The sequence below is a fragment of the Mycolicibacterium nivoides genome, assembly GCF_003855255.1.
Lineage (GTDB): Bacteria > Actinomycetota > Actinomycetes > Mycobacteriales > Mycobacteriaceae > Mycobacterium > Mycobacterium nivoides.
Map to the genome: position 1 here is coordinate 2675850 of NZ_CP034072.1, position 14778 is coordinate 2690627.

At 67.7% G+C, this 14778-nt stretch carries 15 protein-coding genes and 2 pseudogenes; 5 read left to right on the top strand and 12 right to left on the bottom strand.

Annotated features, from left to right (window positions below; all coding sequences use genetic code 11):
- The first annotated feature begins 83 nt into the window (after positions 1 to 83).
- On the top strand, positions 84 to 605 hold the full coding sequence (locus EH231_RS12690) for a SixA phosphatase family protein (protein WP_175538006.1): 522 nt from the start codon (positions 84 to 86) through the stop codon (positions 603 to 605).
- Here EH231_RS12690 and EH231_RS12695 read toward each other — a convergent pair.
- On the bottom strand, positions 602 to 1156 hold the full coding sequence (locus EH231_RS12695; protein ID WP_090428457.1) for a DUF3558 domain-containing protein: 555 nt from the start codon (positions 1154 to 1156) through the stop codon (positions 602 to 604). The two genes, EH231_RS12690 and EH231_RS12695, sit on opposite strands and share 4 nt — an antisense overlap.
- Positions 1156 to 1749 (bottom strand): DUF3558 domain-containing protein, encoded by a 594-nt coding sequence (locus EH231_RS12700; RefSeq protein WP_044519687.1) that lies wholly within the window; start codon positions 1747 to 1749, stop codon positions 1156 to 1158. The genes EH231_RS12695 and EH231_RS12700 overlap by 1 nt, the downstream gene beginning before the upstream one ends.
- A 116-nt stretch (positions 1750 to 1865) precedes the next feature.
- Between EH231_RS12700 and EH231_RS12705 the strand changes: the two genes are divergently transcribed.
- The 3 genes and pseudogenes from EH231_RS12705 to EH231_RS12715 form a co-directional block, all read left to right on the top strand.
- Positions 1866 to 3611, top strand: a complete 1746-nt coding sequence (locus EH231_RS12705) for an ABC transporter ATP-binding protein (RefSeq protein ID WP_124712517.1) — start codon at positions 1866 to 1868, stop codon at positions 3609 to 3611.
- Positions 3608 to 5500, top strand: a complete 1893-nt coding sequence (locus EH231_RS12710) for an ABC transporter ATP-binding protein (RefSeq protein ID WP_164480871.1) — start codon at positions 3608 to 3610, stop codon at positions 5498 to 5500. Before EH231_RS12705 ends, EH231_RS12710 begins: the two co-directional genes overlap by 4 nt.
- Before the next feature lie 83 nt (positions 5501 to 5583).
- Positions 5584 to 5961: pseudogene (locus EH231_RS12715) on the top strand (molybdopterin dinucleotide binding domain-containing protein); the annotation flags it as partial.
- On the opposite strand, the gene EH231_RS12720 reads toward EH231_RS12715, so the two are convergent.
- From EH231_RS12720 to EH231_RS34780, 4 genes and pseudogenes are all read right to left on the bottom strand, one after another.
- Positions 5958 to 6494 carry an ATP-binding transcription factor AbmR gene (locus EH231_RS12720; RefSeq protein ID WP_090428448.1) on the bottom strand — a complete coding sequence of 179 codons (537 nt, stop codon included), beginning with the start codon at positions 6492 to 6494 and terminating at the stop codon, positions 5958 to 5960. The pseudogene EH231_RS12715 and the gene EH231_RS12720 overlap by 4 nt on opposite strands.
- Before the next feature lie 77 nt (positions 6495 to 6571).
- Positions 6572 to 6775 carry a hypothetical protein gene (locus EH231_RS12725; RefSeq protein ID WP_090428445.1) on the bottom strand — a complete coding sequence of 68 codons (204 nt, stop codon included), beginning with the start codon at positions 6773 to 6775 and terminating at the stop codon, positions 6572 to 6574.
- A 27-nt stretch (positions 6776 to 6802) separates the two neighbouring features.
- Positions 6803 to 7087, bottom strand: coding sequence for an MDR/zinc-dependent alcohol dehydrogenase-like family protein (locus tag EH231_RS34255; protein WP_234927240.1), 285 nt, complete (start codon positions 7085 to 7087; stop codon positions 6803 to 6805).
- Positions 7088 to 7274: 187 nt separating this feature from the next.
- A pseudogene (locus EH231_RS34780) lies at positions 7275 to 7802 on the bottom strand (alcohol dehydrogenase catalytic domain-containing protein); the annotation flags it as partial.
- On the opposite strand from EH231_RS34780, the gene EH231_RS12735 reads away from it, so the two are divergent.
- Positions 7698 to 8567: an AIM24 family protein gene (locus EH231_RS12735; RefSeq protein ID WP_170856308.1), complete on the top strand. Its 870-nt coding sequence runs from the start codon at positions 7698 to 7700 to the stop codon at positions 8565 to 8567. The pseudogene EH231_RS34780 and the gene EH231_RS12735 sit on opposite strands and share 105 nt — an antisense overlap.
- Here EH231_RS12735 and EH231_RS12740 read toward each other — a convergent pair.
- The 6 genes from EH231_RS12740 to EH231_RS12765 form a co-directional block, all read right to left on the bottom strand.
- Complete coding sequence (locus EH231_RS12740; protein ID WP_124712519.1) at positions 8548 to 9810, bottom strand: MFS transporter; 1263 nt, start codon at positions 9808 to 9810, stop codon at positions 8548 to 8550. The genes EH231_RS12735 and EH231_RS12740 overlap by 20 nt on opposite strands.
- Complete coding sequence (locus EH231_RS12745) at positions 9807 to 10895, bottom strand: PLP-dependent cysteine synthase family protein (protein WP_124712520.1); 1089 nt, start codon at positions 10893 to 10895, stop codon at positions 9807 to 9809. The genes EH231_RS12740 and EH231_RS12745 overlap by 4 nt, the downstream gene beginning before the upstream one ends.
- 99 nt (positions 10896 to 10994) lie before the next feature.
- Complete coding sequence (gene lpqS, locus EH231_RS12750) at positions 10995 to 11387, bottom strand: putative copper homeostasis (lipo)protein LpqS (RefSeq protein ID WP_124712521.1); 393 nt, start codon at positions 11385 to 11387, stop codon at positions 10995 to 10997.
- 100 nt (positions 11388 to 11487) lie between these two features.
- Positions 11488 to 13662 (bottom strand): heavy metal translocating P-type ATPase, encoded by a 2175-nt coding sequence (locus EH231_RS12755; protein ID WP_170856333.1) that lies wholly within the window; start codon positions 13660 to 13662, stop codon positions 11488 to 11490.
- Between the two features lie 38 nt (positions 13663 to 13700).
- Positions 13701 to 14528 (bottom strand): DUF8832 domain-containing protein, encoded by an 828-nt coding sequence (locus tag EH231_RS12760; protein ID WP_090428426.1) that lies wholly within the window; start codon positions 14526 to 14528, stop codon positions 13701 to 13703.
- A 13-nt stretch (positions 14529 to 14541) separates the two neighbouring features.
- The gene (locus tag EH231_RS12765) at positions 14542 to 14748 is read right to left on the bottom strand and encodes a heavy-metal-associated domain-containing protein (protein WP_090428424.1); all 207 of its coding nucleotides are present in this window, start codon (positions 14746 to 14748) and stop codon (positions 14542 to 14544) included.
- Positions 14749 to 14778: the final 30 nt, after the last annotated feature.

The following is a 14778-nucleotide window of genomic DNA, read 5'->3' on the forward strand; positions in this document are numbered from 1 at the left end:
AGCAAGGCGAGTCTAAAACCGGGGGCCGACAAGTCCGGGGACCTGCGACGGCATGGCCCCGGTTTGCCGATACCGTATGAAGGATGGCCAGTCCGATCAGTCCGATCAGAACCCTGCTGCTGATGCGCCACGCCAAGTCGGACTATCCCGACGGGGTGGCCGACCACGACCGCCCGCTCGCCGCGCGCGGCATCAGAGAGGCTGCGCTGGCCGGAGACTGGATCCGGGCCAATTTTCCTGTGGTGGACGCTGTGTTGTGCTCGACGGCGACGCGGACCCGTCAGACGCTGGAGCGCACCGGCATCGAGGCACCCGTGCAGTTCGCCGAGCGCATCTACGACGCCCGGCCGGGCACCGTCATCGACGAGATCAACGGTGTGTCGTCACGTTTCGGCACCGACCCGTCCACGGTGTTGGTCATCGGCCACGAGCCCGCCATGTCGGCCGTCGCGCTCGGGCTGGCCGACGGATCCAACCGCACTGCTGCGGAGAGCATCTCGCTGAAATTCCCGACCTCGGCGATCGCGATGCTGCGCACCAGCGACCCGTGGGACCAGCTCGCCCTGGGCGGCGCGACGCTGGTGCGTTTCCACGTACCCCGCTAGGAGTTGGTGGCCAGCGTCAGTTCCATGAGCTTGATGGCCATGGGGCAGGCGTCGATGCCTGGCCCTTGCGGATTGACCCACCAGCCGACCACACCGGCCGCGTCGCTGGCCACGCCGCACGCACCGTTGAGCCCGTTGGGCCGCATGATGATCGAATCGACACCGGCGATCCGGCGTTGCTCGATCGCGTACTGCAGCTTCTCGGCGGTCTGGCGCTCGTTGGCCAGGCTGCCCTGCTCGTACCAGAACCGGGTGATGTCGACCAGGCCGGCCGGGTTGGCCGCCTGCCAGCGGCACACCGCGCCGACGAACGTGCTCTGGATGTCCAGCGGGTCCGCACCCACCGTCTTGGCCAGGATGTCTGTGGTCAGGACGTCACATTCCTTGAGCAGGTTGGGGTAGGTCTTCTCGGACTTGTTGTTGCTGGGGCCGCCACTGGACCCCTCCTTGGCCGCGGTGCCCTCCACCGTGCTGGTGCACCCGGTCAGGCCGACGAACACGGCCAGCCCAGCCAGCGCTGCCATCGGTCCTCTGATCCCACGTCGCGTCATCATTTGGAGTTCACAATCGACTGGCGGGTCAGCTCTTTGGCGACCTCGCACGGATCGGGATAGGGCTTCTGGTCGAAGCTCACGGACCACTCGATGAAATCGTCGTCGAACTGGATGCCGATCTCACACAGATTCACGTCGCCGGCCTTGAGCGGGTTCTCCCCGATGGCGATGAAACCGCCGTGGCCCTCGATGTTGATGTCCTCCACGCTGGTCCGCGACAGCTCCTCGGTCTTGCGCTCCCGGCCGATCGGGCTGCCCCGGAACCAGGTGAAGGAGAAGTGCGGTCCGAGGATGCTGCCGCCCTGCAGCCACTGGCAGCCAGAGGAATTGGTCGCGGTGTTGACCAGCCCCTGCACCTGGGTCAACTCGGTCACCGTCTGATCGGTGACGCCGCCGCAATGCGGGAAATGCGGGCCGTGCTTCCCCGAGGCATCGGCGCTCGGCGTCTCAGTCTGGGGAACCTGCGGAGACGCGGGCTCGCCGGACGAGCAGCCGGCGAACACGGGAACCACTGCGGCAGCCAATACCGCAAAGGCTCTGGCGTGGGCGAATCGTGCCTTGGCGGCCGTGCGGACAGTCACGCCATGCACTGTAGCGGCAACACCTATGTCCTATCCCTGCATACCGACTGACCTGGACTTTCGGCAACGCGGACACGACGGCCTCAGGAAAGCACTCCACCGGGCCGGTATGCGAGAGTAGCCAGATGCTCTGGGCGCTGCTGCGACAGTACGCGCGGCCGTACCGGCGGCTGCTCGCGGTCGTCGCGACGCTTCAGGTGATCAGCACCCTGGCCTCGCTGTACCTGCCCACGGTCAACGCGGCCATCATCGACGACGGAGTGGCCAAGGGCGACACCCGGCGCATCGTCGAACTCGGCGGCGTGATGCTGGGCGTCACCGCTTTGCAGGTGGCCTGCGCCATCGGAGCGGTGTTCTTCGGGTCGCGCGCGGCCATGAGTTTCGGCCGCGATCTGCGCTCGTCGGTCTTCCGCCACGTCACCACGTTCTCGGCCGAGGAGACCGCCCGGTTCGGCGCGCCGTCGCTGCTGACCCGCACCACCAACGACGTCGGCCAGATCCAGCAGCTGCTACAGATGACCGCGACGATTCTGATCACCGCTCCGATCATGTCGGTGGGCGGAATCCTGATGGCGGTCCATCAGGACGCGGGCCTGTCCTGGCTGCTGCTGGTCAGTGTCCCGGTCCTGGCGCTGGCCAACTACTGGGTCATCACCCACCTGATGCCGATCTTCCGTCGTATGCAGCGGTTGATCGACGGGATCAACCGGGTGATGCGCGATCAGCTGTCCGGCATCCGCGTGATCCGGGCGTTCGCCCGCGAACCCGTGGAACAACGACGGTTCGCCGAAGCCAACCAGGCCCTGTCGGCCACCGCCCTGGAGGCCGGGCAGTGGCAGGCACTGATGCTGCCGGCCACGACCCTGGTGATCAACATCTCCAGCGTCGCGCTGATCTGGTTCGGCGGGCTGCGCATCGACGCCGGGCACATGCAGGTGGGCTCGCTGATCGCGTTTCTGGCCTACTTCATGCAGATTCTGATGGCCGTGCTGATGGTGGCCGTCCTGGCGGTGATGCTCCCGCGCGCGACGGTGTGCGCCGAGCGCGTCACGGGTGTGCTGGCCACCCGGCCCCAGATCACCAGCCCCGAGGACCCGGTCCGGCCGCAGACGCTGGCCGGCGAGATCACCTTCGACGACGCATCGTTTCGCTACCCCGGCGCCGATCGCCCCGTGCTGCAGCAGGTTACGTTGCGGGCACACCGCGGCACCACCACCGCGCTGGTCGGCTCCACCGGCTCAGGCAAGTCCACCCTGCTCGCCATGATCTGCCGGTTCTACGACGTCACCACAGGGGCAGTGCGCATCGACGGCAACGACGTCCGGGAACTCGACCTCGAACAGCTGTGGGCGTCGATCGGTCTGGTCCCCCAGCGCGGCTACCTGTTCTCCGGAACCATCGCCGAGAACCTGCGCTACGGAGCTGCGCCGGGACAGGAACTCACCGACGAACAGATGTGGGAGGCACTGCGCATCGCGGCGGCCGACGACTTCGTGGCCGCCCACCCCGACGGACTGGAGCGCCCGGTGGCCCAGGGCGGCATCAATTTCTCGGGCGGACAGCGACAACGGCTCGCGATCGCCCGTGCGGTGATCCGCAGGCCCGCGATCTACCTGTTCGACGATGCGTTCTCGGCACTGGACGTGCATACCGACGCCCGGGTACGGGCCGCCTTACGCGAGGTATCGGCCGATGCCACCGTGGTGATCGTGTCGCAACGGATCTCGACGGTCATCGAGGCCGACCAGGTGGTCGTGGTGGAGGACGGCCGCATCGTCGGCACCGGCACCCATGAGTCGCTGCTCGCGGACTGCCCCACCTATGCCGAGTTCGCCGCATCGCAGGCGGTAACCGCCGGAGACCCGCGATGACCGGCCCCGTATTGCGCCGCAGCGGAACCCCGGCCGCCCCGGTCGAGCGCACCCGCGACTTCCGCGGATCGGCCCTGCGACTGGCCAGACGCCTGGTGCCGCAACGCGGTCTGGCGATCTCGGTGATGCTGCTCGGCGTGGCCGGGATCGCGATCGGGGTGATCGGTCCGCGGATTCTCGGGCACGCCACCGACCTGTTGTTCAACGGCGTGATCGGGCGGGAACTGCCCGCCGGCCTGACCAAGGAGCAGGCCGTCGAGGCCGCCCGGGCCCGCGGCGACACCAGGTTCGCCGACCTGCTGTCCGGGATGAACGTGGTCCCCGGCCACGGGGTGGACTTCGCGGCGGTGGCCCGCACGCTGGCGCTGGCACTGGGCCTGTATCTGCTTGCCGCCGTGCTGGTTTGGCTGCAAGCCCGGCTACTCAACGTCACGGTGCAACGCACCATGGTGGCGCTGCGGGCCGAGGTGGAGGAGAAACTGCACCGACTTCCGCTGTCCTACTTCGACTCCCGCCAGCGCGGCGAGGTGCTCAGCCGGGTCACCAACGACATCGACAACATCCAGACCTCGGTGTCGATGACCATCAGCCAGCTGCTGACCTCGGTGCTGACGGTGTTCGCGGTGCTGGTGATGATGCTGACCATCTCGCCACTGCTGGCGCTGCTGACCGTCGTCACCGTGCCGCTGTCGCTGTGGGTGATCCGCTGGATCACCCGTCGGTCGCAGCCGTTGTTCGTCGCGCAGTGGCGCAACACCGGCCGGCTCGCGGCCCACATCGAGGAGACCTACAGCGGTTTCACGATCGTCAAGACCTTCGGGCACCGGGAGGCGGCACAGCGACGCTTCGATGAGCTCAACGACGAGGTCTACCGGTCGGCCGTCGGGGCGCAGTTCTTCTCGGGTCTGGTCGGCCCGGCGACGATGTTCATCGGGAACCTCAGCTATGTGGCAGTCGCGGTTGTGGGCGGCCTGCAGGTGGCCGGAGGGCAGATCACCCTTGGCAGTATCCAGGCGTTCATCCAGTACGTGCGGCAGTTCAACCAGCCGCTGGGCCAGGTGGCCGGGATGTACAACACGCTGCAGTCCGGGATCGCCAGCGCCGAACGTGTTTTCGATCTGCTCGACGCGGAAGAGCAGAGCCCGGAACCGGCCACCGCACTCCAGATCCGTGCCGGCCGCGTCGAATTCGACCGGGTGAATTTCGGTTACCTCCCGGGCACCCCGGTGATCGAGGACCTGTCGCTGGTGGCCGAAGCCGGCAGCACCGTGGCGATCGTAGGCCCCACCGGTGCGGGAAAAACGACGTGCGTCAACCTGCTGATGCGGTTCTACGACGTCGATTCCGGCCGGATCCTGATCGACGGTGTGGACATCTCCACGGTGAGCCGGGAGTCGGTGCGATCCTCGATCGGGATGGTGCTGCAGGACACCTGGCTGTTCGGCGGGACCATCTACGACAACATCGCCTACGGTCGGCCGGACGCTTCCGAGGACGAAGTGCTCGAGGCGGCCAGGGCGGCGTACGTGGACCGGTTCGTCCACACCCTGCCGGACGGATACGCCACCCGCGTCGACGACGACGGCGGCGCCATCAGCGCCGGTGAGAAGCAGCTCATCACGATCGCCCGGGCGGTGCTGGCGCGACCCCGGGTCCTCGTGCTCGACGAGGCGACCAGCGCGGTGGACACCCGGACCGAACTGCTGATCCAACACGCGATGGCCGAGTTGCGCCGGGACCGGACGAGTTTCATCATCGCCCACCGGCTCTCGACGATCCGCGATGCCGATCTGATCCTGGTGATGGATGCCGGCCGGATCGTCGAACGCGGTACCCATGACGAGCTCGTGGCGCGGCATGGGCGGTACTGGGAGATGACCCAGGTTTAGCGCCCAGCGCGCCGAAACTACGGGTTTTGACGTGAAATGCGTGAAAGTTCGTCATAAGCCGTAGTCTCGGCGGGATTTGGGGTCTGGGTAACCGGCGCCGACGGCACTCGATGAACTCGTGGCTCAACGAGTTGCCGGGCCTGCATCCGGCAGGCAAGGGCAACGAGGTACTGCTGCACCCCGATGGCGCCGCAACGCTGGGTATCGCGAGCGGCGACCGGGTCCGGGTGTTCTCGCCGGTCGGGCGGTTGGAGGTGACGGCCGCACTCAGCGACCGGCCCCGCCGCGGAGTCGTGGTACTCGACCATGGCTGGGGCTCACGGGTATTCGACCCGCGCCACGGCGGCGCACCGGATTCCTACGGGGTCAACCGCAACCTGCTGGCCGACCGCGCGGCGATCGATCCGCTCTCGCAGACCTCGACGCTGGGCTCGGTGTACGTCGGGATCGAGCGGGTCTAGGCGCCGGGGCCTTCGGCACGCAGATCGTCGACCGCCTTCATGGCGTCGCGCAGCTTGTCCAGCCACTCCTCGGTGTGCTCACCCACCAGGCGCACCGACCAGGCCAGCGCGTCCGAGCGCGACCGCGCCACGCCCGCGTCGACCAGGGTGTCGAGCACCTGCCGTTCGGGCTGCTTGAGCCGGGTCATCACGGGTACGGCGATGTGGGTGAACAGGATTCGCTCCGGCTCAGCGGAACTGACCCCCGTGCTTACTTCGACGCCCCAGGACACCTTCCGGTCGAAACGGCCCTGCGCCTCGTCGGCGATACGCATGCGCTCACCACGAGTCTCCTCGCGGAACCGGGCGGCCCGCCCGGAGGCCCGTGCGGTGGACTCTTCTTCGGAACCCTCGGGGAGCCTGCCGATGACGGTGATCTCTTCACGGTCGACGATCACGGTCGGGTCGCCGGTGAACCAGGTATCGGGCAGGCGGCCCGCGAACCATTCGGCGGCCTCATCGGCAGACCGGCGATGGTGCTGATGTTTGTTCATGATTACATGATTACACCGTTACATCGCAGATGGGACGGCGTTCACCACCGGCGAACGTCATTTTCGCCGCTGAGTGATCAGTTGCGCTTGAGCAGCAGCGCAGCGCCGCCGGCCAGCACCAGGGCGACCAGCAGCAGCCCCGCCCAGCCCGGGCCGGCGATCCACCACACGGCACCCAGCAAGATGATCGCCGGCGACACCGCGAACAGCACCATGCCGGGGTGCTGCTTCAAGACCGCGAGCGCACCCTGGGCGCGGATCGGGTCGATTTCCTTTGCCATGGCACCAGAATGCCAGCTGACCGCCGGTTAGGAAGGCAGCAGCAGAATCTTGCAGTGTCTGTCGGGCTGCCGGAGTTCATCGAAGGCCTCCGTGGCCGCCTCCAGAGGCAAGGTCGCCGTGACGAACGGCCCCACATCCACCGTGCCGGTGACGATCCAGTCCAACGCCCTGGCGAACTCGTCGGGGCGGTAGGCGAACACGAAACGGATCGAGAGTTCCTTGGTGATGCCGATCACCGGCGTGATGATGTCCGGTTGCTGGCACACCCCGACCACCACGATCCGGGTGTGCGGGGGCACCGAATCCATCACGGTCGCGAGAATTCCTGGTACACCCGAGGACCGCGTCGCCGGGCTGCAGGTCTGCCGCGGCCACGGCGTGCACGCCCACCGCCAGCGGCTCCGCAACCGCCGCGTAGCGCAGGGGGATGTCCCCCGACACCGGCAGCAACCGCTTCTCCTGCAGAACAAGGCGTTCGGCCAGCCCGCCCGTCACCGCCGGGGAGAGCCCCACCAACTGCGGTCCGTCGCCGGTGTCCAAGTAGGGAACGGAGGTGACCGGCGTTCCGATCGGGATGGAGCGGTCAGTGCCCGGACCGTAGTCGAGCAGTTCGCCCACGAACTCGTGCCCGAGCACGATGGCCGGCACCAGATCCGGCATCGCCGCCTGCGAGGACACCAAATGCAGATCCGAACCGCAGATCCCGCAGGCCAGCGGGGCGACGAGTACCTGCCCGGTCCGGGAACAGGGTCGGGGATGCTCTCGACCTTCACCGACCCACGCTGCGCGACAACGGCTTTCATCAACCACCGAACCTCTCGCGGATACCCTGGGCGGAGCTACCGTAATCATTACAGTACTTGGCGGACACCACGACTTGTAACCTGGTGTCGATTTCTCCCCCACCCGACGATTCGAGGATTGACTGTGAACGGAAACTGGCAACCCGGCTGGCTGCCCGATCCTGAAGGCCGCTACGAATACCGCTGGTGGGACGGACAATCCTGGACCGATCAGATCTCTCATCAGGGCCAGGCCGGCAGGGCGCCGCTCAGCGCTTCCCCACAGCCGCCGCAGCAGCCACAGCAACCGCAGGTTCAGGCCCAGCCCACCGGCGACGGGTTCAACGGCATCAGCGGGGATCTCGTCGACGGACGGTTCAGCGAGAAAGAGGCGACGCCGATCGCCAACCAGAACAAGAAGATGCTGCGGGTCCGCCTCGGCGAGCCCTTCATGGCCCGGCAGGGCTCGATGGTCGCGTACCAGGGCAACGTCGACTTCGCCTTCGAAGGCGGCGGCGCATCGAAGTTCATCAAGAAGGCCCTCACCGGTGAAGGCCTTCCGCTGATGCGCTGCCAGGGGCAGGGCGATGTGTTCCTGGCCGATCAGGGTTTCGACGTACACCTGCTGCAGCTGTCCAACTCGGGTCTGTCGATCAGCGGCAAGAACGTGCTGGCCTTCTCATCCAGCCTGGACTGGAACATCGAACGGGTCCGCGGCGGCAGCATCGCCACGGGCGGCCTGTTCAACACCACCCTGCGTGGCACCGGATGGGTGGCGCTGACCACCGATGGCCCGCCTGTGGTGCTGAATGCATCCGAGGCCCCGACCTTCGCCGACACCAATGCGGTCGTGGCGTGGTCGGCGCACCTGCAGACCCAGCTCAAGACCAGCTTCAAGGCGAGTGCCCTGATCGGCCGGGGCTCCGGCGAGGCCCTTCAGGTCGCGTTCCACGGCAACGGCTTTGTGATCGTGCAGCCCTCGGAGGGTGTCACGGTTCCGATGCAGTGAGCGACGCGCTCGGCGCCAGCTTCCCGCCATCCCGGGTCAGCCCATAAAGCGCCGCCGCGGACACCAGCCCGATTGCCGTGAGGCCCAGCCACACCAATTCGGCCAGGTCCGCGGCGCGCGCCGCGCCGATCAGCGAGCCGGTGGCCACATTGCCCAGCAGGATCCCCACTCCGACGACGGTGTTGTAGAACCCGTAGTGGGTTGCCACCAGCCGATCGCCCGACAGCGCCACGACGGTGTCCATCTCGAACGGGAACACCGCGGCCGAGCCCAGGGCCAGCAGTGCGGACGAGCCGAGCAGTGCGGCCACCGCGGCGGCGGTACCGAATCGGTCCGCGTCGGGTACCACGGCCATCGGAACGAAGGCCGCCGCCAGCACCAGCAAGCCGACCACCAGGCTGCGGCGCGGACCCCAGCGGTTGCCGAACCATCGCGTGATCCGCAACTGACCGCCCACCGCGATCAGCCCGGACACCACGAACACGCCTGCCACCAGAGCGGTTTCGTTCCCGGGGCGCAGTGCCGCAGCCTGTAGCGGCAACGCCAGATAGACCTGGAAGGACAGCACGTACGAGCCGATCATCGCCACCGCGAACAACAGGAACCCGCGATTGGCGACTACGCTGCGCCAGTCGTCGAGTACCGAGCTCCGCTGTTCGACGGGTTGGGCGCGCTGCCGCGGCAGGGCGAGCAGCTGAGCTACCGTCAGCACCGCGAAGACACCGGCCGCGGCGGCCGCGGTCACCCGGAAATCGAAGGCCAGCAACGCCATTCCCGCCAGCGGGCCCAACAGGATCCCCGCCTGGTAGAACACGTTGAACGTCGCGAAGGCCTCGACCCGGCGATCACCGGCGTCGGCAGCCAGGTAGGCCCGCACCGCGGGGTTGAACAGTGCCCCGGCGAATCCTGTTGCCGCCGAGGCGATCAGCATCGCCGGCAGGGAGTCCGCGACGACGAGCAGGCCGAACCCGGCGGTGCGCAAAAGACACCCGGCGACGATCAGCGGCTTGTAGCCCAGCCGGTCGGCCAGGGTGCCGCCGACGATGAACATGCCCTGCTGGGAGAAGTTGCGCACGCCCAGCACCAGGCCCACCGCCCATGCCGCCAGACCCAGCGGCCCGGCCAGATAGCCGGCCAGGTACGGCATCAGCATGTAGAAGCCGAGATTGATGCCGAACTGGTTGACCATCAACAACCGGCTGGGCAGGTCGAAGCTGCGGAACTGCGTGATGAGTGCGCTCATCGGGCCACGGCCGTCGGGTCGGCGACCGTCTCGCAACGGGTCCAGGTCTGCACCACGCGGTCGCCTGCGTTGGCGATCGTCTCCGGTTCGTCGGCCGGTTGGTGATCGAGCAGACCGAGGTCACGGCAGTAGTCGTCGTTGTACACCGTGTCGAAGTATCGCTGCGGTCCGTCGGGGAACACCGCGGCAATCGTGGTGCCGGCCGGGTGGTTTCGCGCTGCCCAGCCCGCGACCAGACCGACTGCGCCGACGCTCCATCCCCCGCTCGCGTAGTACGTCGACGCCAGCGTCCTGGCGGCCCACACCGCGTCGGCCGGTGCGACCCAGTGCACCTCGTCGAACGCGGCGTAATCCACGTTGCGGGGATAGATGCTCGAGCCAAGGCCGCGCATGACGCGGGTCGCGGCGGGTTGACCGAAGATCGTCGAGCCGATGGTGTCGACCCCGATCAGCCGCAGGTTCGGGTTGAACTCACGCAGCACCCGTGCCACTCCGGCCGAATGCCCGCCGGTGCCAACGGAGCAGACCAGCACGTCGACATGGCCGATCTGGGCATTGAGTTCCAGTGCCAGCGGCCGGTAAGCCTCGACGTTGTCCGGGTTGTTGTACTGGTCCGGGTACCAGGCGTTCTCGTCAGCGGCGAGCAGTTCGGCCACCCGGTCCCGCCGGGCCTGCTGCCACCCCCCGGTGGGATGCGGTTCGGTCACCGTCGACACCTGGGCACCGTAGGCGGTCAACATGCGCTCGATGATGGGTTCCAGACCCGGATCGGTCACCAGGGTCACCGGGTGGTGGTAGATCGTTCCCGCGAATGCGAGCCCCAGACCCAATGTGCCACTGGTCGATTCGATGATGTGGCCGCCGGGTTTCAGGTCGCCGCGGGCCCGGGCCTGTTCGACCATGTGCATGGCGGGCCGGTCCTTCATACCGCCGGGGTTGAAACCTTCGAGTTTCGCCCAGAATCCGCGCCCGGCGTCGGCGAACGGAGTGGACACCCACAGCGTGGGAGTGTGACCGACCATGGTGTTGGGACCGCGGTTTCGGCGCAGTACGTGGAATGAACGGGTGGACAGGGCATGGTTCATGGATTTGCCGTTTCTGTATCCGCCGCGGCTGCGCGCGGCAACTGACCTGGACAGCGTTGGGGCAACGGCGCATTGAGCGCAGGCACCCGCGCTGACAGATCAGCGGCGCGCGATACAGATCCGGACCAGAAGCTCCTGCCCGGCGAGTAGGACACCATGCTGGTCTGGGGGACCCCGCTGCGCGCGTACCGCGGCACACGCGCACACCACCGTGCAGCCGAGGACGAGCGCCACAACCGAAAGCGCTACGGGGGTGACCGAGGGCCTGGGCAGAACGGCAGCGGTGAAGCCCTCCGGCATGTGTGAAGGCGAACCATCACTGACGTGCGGGTGATCCAGCATCATCAGATCCGCGCCCTCGCCGATCGCTGCCGAGACCGCGTGCGGCAGATGTGTCGGGTGATCGCGGCTCGTCGCCTGCCACTGCCCGGTGAGTACCCCAGCCCACAACACAATCGCCATCATGGCTGCCAGCCGTGACAGTGAGTGCATGCGAGAGCTGCGCGACATCACGATGTTTCCAACTGTAGCCGCGCGATGCCCACGATTCTGGTTGTGCGTGAATCGAATCCAGCCTGTGATCGATATGCGATCATCGGAATCGTCTCAGCCGCAGGCTGTTACTGACCACGAACACCGAGGAGAACGCCATGGCGGCACCGGCCAACATGGGGTTGAGCAGTCCGGCCGCGGCCAGTGGCAACGCGGCGACGTTGTAGGCGAATGCCCAGAACAGGTTGCCCTTGATCGTGGCCAGCGTGCGCCGGGACAACCGGATGGCATCGGCGGCCGCCCGCAGATCACCGCGGACCAGGGTCAGGTCACTGGCCTCGATCGCCACATCGGTGCCGGTACCCATGGCCAGGCCGAGATCCGCCTGGGCCAGCGCCGCGGCGTCGTTGACGCCGTCGCCGACCATGGCCACCACCCGGCCCTCGTCCTGCAGGCGTTTGATCACATCGACCTTGTCCTGCGGCAGCACCTCGGCGTAAACCTCTTGGACACCAACCTGTTCGGCGATCGCCTGCGCTGCCGCCTCGTTGTCGCCGGTCAGCATGATCGGATCCAGACCGAGGGCGCGCAGCTGCTCGATCGCCTCCTTCGAGGTGGGCTTGACCGCGTCCGCGACCACCAGCACCGCGCGCGCCTGCCCGTCCCAGCCCACGGCAATCGCCGTGCGGCCCAGGGCCTGGGCCTCGCGCATCGCGGTATCCAACTCCGGGGGCAGACTCTGCGACCAGTCGGCCAGCAACTGGCGCCGGCCCACCACGAGGGCATGGCCGTCGACGACGCCCTGCACCCCGAGTCCCGCCACATTGGCGAAATCCTCCACCGGAGGCAGCTCCCCGACCTTGTCGCGGGCGCCCTTGGCGACGGCCCGCGCGATCGGGTGCTCGGAGCCGTCCTCGACCGCACCGGCCAACCGCAGCACCTCGGCGGCATCCTCTCCGGCAGCCGCGATCACGTCGAGCAGCGTCATCGCCCCGGTGGTCACCGTCCCGGTCTTGTCCAGCACCACGGTGTCCACGCGACGGGTGGACTCCAGCACCTCGGGCCCCTTGATCAGGATGCCGAGCTGGGCACCGCGGCCCGTCCCGACCAACAGCGCCGTCGGAGTGGCCAGGCCCAGCGCACACGGGCAGGCGATGATCAACACCGCCACCGCGGCCGTGAAGGCCGCGGCCACCGGGCCGCCGGTACCCAGCCAGAAACCCAGGGTGCCCACCGCGAGCGCGATGACGATCGGCACGAACACCGCGGAGACCTTGTCGGCCAGCCGTTGCGCCTGTGCCTTGCCGGATTGCGCGTCCTCGACCAACCGGGCCATCTGGGCCAGCTGGGTGTCGGATCCGATTCGCTTGGCCCGCACGACGAGCCGGCCGCCGACGTTGACGGTCGCGCCGACGACCTGGTCCCCCGGGGCGACTTCGACCGGCACCGATTCGCCGGTGAGCATCGAGGCATCCACCGCGGACGAACCGTCGACCACCTCACCGTCGGTGGCGATCTTCTCTCCGGGCCGGACCACGAACTCGTCGTCCACGGCCAGCGACTCGATGGGAATGCGTTGTTCCACACCGTTTCGCAGCACCGCGACGTCCTTGGCGCCGAGCTCGAGCAGCGCGCGCAGTGCCGCCCCGGCACGCCGCTTGGACCGCGCCTCGAAATACCGGCCGGCCAGGATGAAGGTGGTGACACCCGCGGCGACTTCCAGGTAGATGTTGCCGGTGCCGTCGGATTGCGAGATGGACAGCGAGAACGGATGCGTCATACCCGGCATCCCGGCGGTACCCCAGAACAGCGCGTACAGCGACCAGCCGAACGCCGCGATGGTGCCCATCGAGATGAGCGTGTCCATGGTGGCGGTGCCGTGCCGAAGGTTGGTCCAGGCGGCCCGGTGGAACGGCAGCGCGCCCCACACCACGACCGGCGCGGCCAGGGTCAGCGAGAGCCACTGCCAGTTGGTGAACTGCAGCGCCGGGATCATCGCCATGGCCACCACGGGAATGGTCAGCACGGCCGACACGATCAGCCGGGTGCGCAGTGCGGCGGTCGGATCGTCCTCGGCATGAGTCTCGCCCGGTTCGGTGGCGGGCAGTTGTGCTGTGTAGCCCGCGGTTTCGACGGCCTCGATCAGCTCCTCGGGCGTCACTTCACCCGCGACGTCGACGGTGGCCTTCTCGGTTGCGAAGTTCACCGTCGCCGTGACGCCGTCCAGGTTGTTGAGCTTCCGTTCGATGCGTCCGGCACACGAGGCACACGTCATCCCGCCGATCTCGAGTACGACGTGTCCGGTGGCGGTGCTCACGGTGCCTCCTCAACGGTGAATTCGGCGGTGTGCACCGCATCGCGGTGCTTGAAGTCCAGGAACAGCCGGTACTCACCGGCACTGGGAAGTGTGGTGTGGAACGCGATCTGCGGACCGGGCGCGGTGGCCGGGTCGGCCGCATCGCTCATCGGGTGGACGTGGAGGTAGCTCAGATCCGACGCGCGCACCGCGACCAGGTGCCCGTATGCGCCCAGGTAGGGCTGCAGATCGGTGACCGGCTTGCCGTCGCGGCTGACCGAGAGCGTCAACTCCGAGGGCCGGCCGGCGTCGGCCACCCCGGCGAGAGTCACGGTGTAGCCGTCGACCGTGGCCGTGCCCGACGGTGCGGGCAGCGGCCGCGGCTGATACCTGCCGGCAACGGTCATGTCCGCGCCGAGCGTGACCGCACGGCCGTCGGCCGGCACGAAATCGGCGAATACCCGGTAGTCGCCGGGCTCTGTCAGGTTCAGCGGAACGCTCCAGGTGCCGGAATCGTCGAGCACCGGATGCGCATGCTGGTAGTCGGCGAGATCGCGGCGCACCACGATCAGGTGCAGCAGCTTTTCGTGGCTCTCGACGTACTGGGTGACCGGGGCGCCGGTGCCGTCGGCGATACGGAACCGCAGCGGTACCGCGGGGCCGGACGGCAGTGCGGCCGATTCGAGTTGAAGCGTGTACGCGGACCCATGGTCCGCGACATGGCCGGCGTCATGGCCTTCGGCCGGGACGCTGTCCAGCGTGACCGCGGAACCGATCCCGAAGGACACGGCGAAGATCACGGCGAGTCCGACGACGAACCCGACGAGCTTCTGCGGCGCACTCATGATCGACCCCCGCTCAACCCGCGACGGCGTAGCCGGCCTCGGCGACCGCGTCGCTGATGGCGGACGGATCGAGCTGACTGTCGCTGTCGATGGTCACCAGCCCGGTCGACAGGTCGACCTCGACGGCGCGCACACCGGGAAGGCCGCCGACCTCTTCACGCACCGACGTGACGCAGTGCCCGCAGGTCATGCCAGTGACCGTGACAGTCTGGGTACTCATGCAGTTTCCTCCTGAGCCGGATTCGTTGTT

Excerpts from the sequence above, each read along its gene's own strand:
- EH231_RS12690 (WP_175538006.1), top strand. The coding sequence starts at position 84 with ATGGCCAGTCCGATCAGTCCGATCAGAACCCTGCTGCTGATGCGCCAC.
- EH231_RS12695 (WP_090428457.1), bottom strand. The coding sequence starts at position 1,156 with ATGACGCGACGTGGGATCAGAGGACCGATGGCAGCGCTGGCTGGGCTG.
- EH231_RS12705 (WP_124712517.1), top strand. The coding sequence starts at position 1,866 with ATGCTCTGGGCGCTGCTGCGACAGTACGCGCGGCCGTACCGGCGGCTG.
- EH231_RS12710 (WP_164480871.1), top strand. The coding sequence starts at position 3,608 with ATGACCGGCCCCGTATTGCGCCGCAGCGGAACCCCGGCCGCCCCGGTC.
- EH231_RS12720 (WP_090428448.1), bottom strand. The coding sequence starts at position 6,494 with ATGAACAAACATCAGCACCATCGCCGGTCTGCCGATGAGGCCGCCGAA.
- EH231_RS12725 (WP_090428445.1), bottom strand. The coding sequence starts at position 6,775 with ATGGCAAAGGAAATCGACCCGATCCGCGCCCAGGGTGCGCTCGCGGTC.
- EH231_RS12740 (WP_124712519.1), bottom strand. The coding sequence starts at position 9,810 with ATGAGCGCACTCATCACGCAGTTCCGCAGCTTCGACCTGCCCAGCCGG.
- EH231_RS12745 (WP_124712520.1), bottom strand. The coding sequence starts at position 10,895 with ATGAACCATGCCCTGTCCACCCGTTCATTCCACGTACTGCGCCGAAAC.
- lpqS (WP_124712521.1), bottom strand. The coding sequence starts at position 11,387 with ATGCACTCACTGTCACGGCTGGCAGCCATGATGGCGATTGTGTTGTGG.
- EH231_RS12755 (WP_170856333.1), bottom strand. The coding sequence starts at position 13,662 with ATGACGTGTGCCTCGTGTGCCGGACGCATCGAACGGAAGCTCAACAAC.
- EH231_RS12760 (WP_090428426.1), bottom strand. The coding sequence starts at position 14,528 with ATGAGTGCGCCGCAGAAGCTCGTCGGGTTCGTCGTCGGACTCGCCGTG.
- EH231_RS12765 (WP_090428424.1), bottom strand. The coding sequence starts at position 14,748 with ATGAGTACCCAGACTGTCACGGTCACTGGCATGACCTGCGGGCACTGC.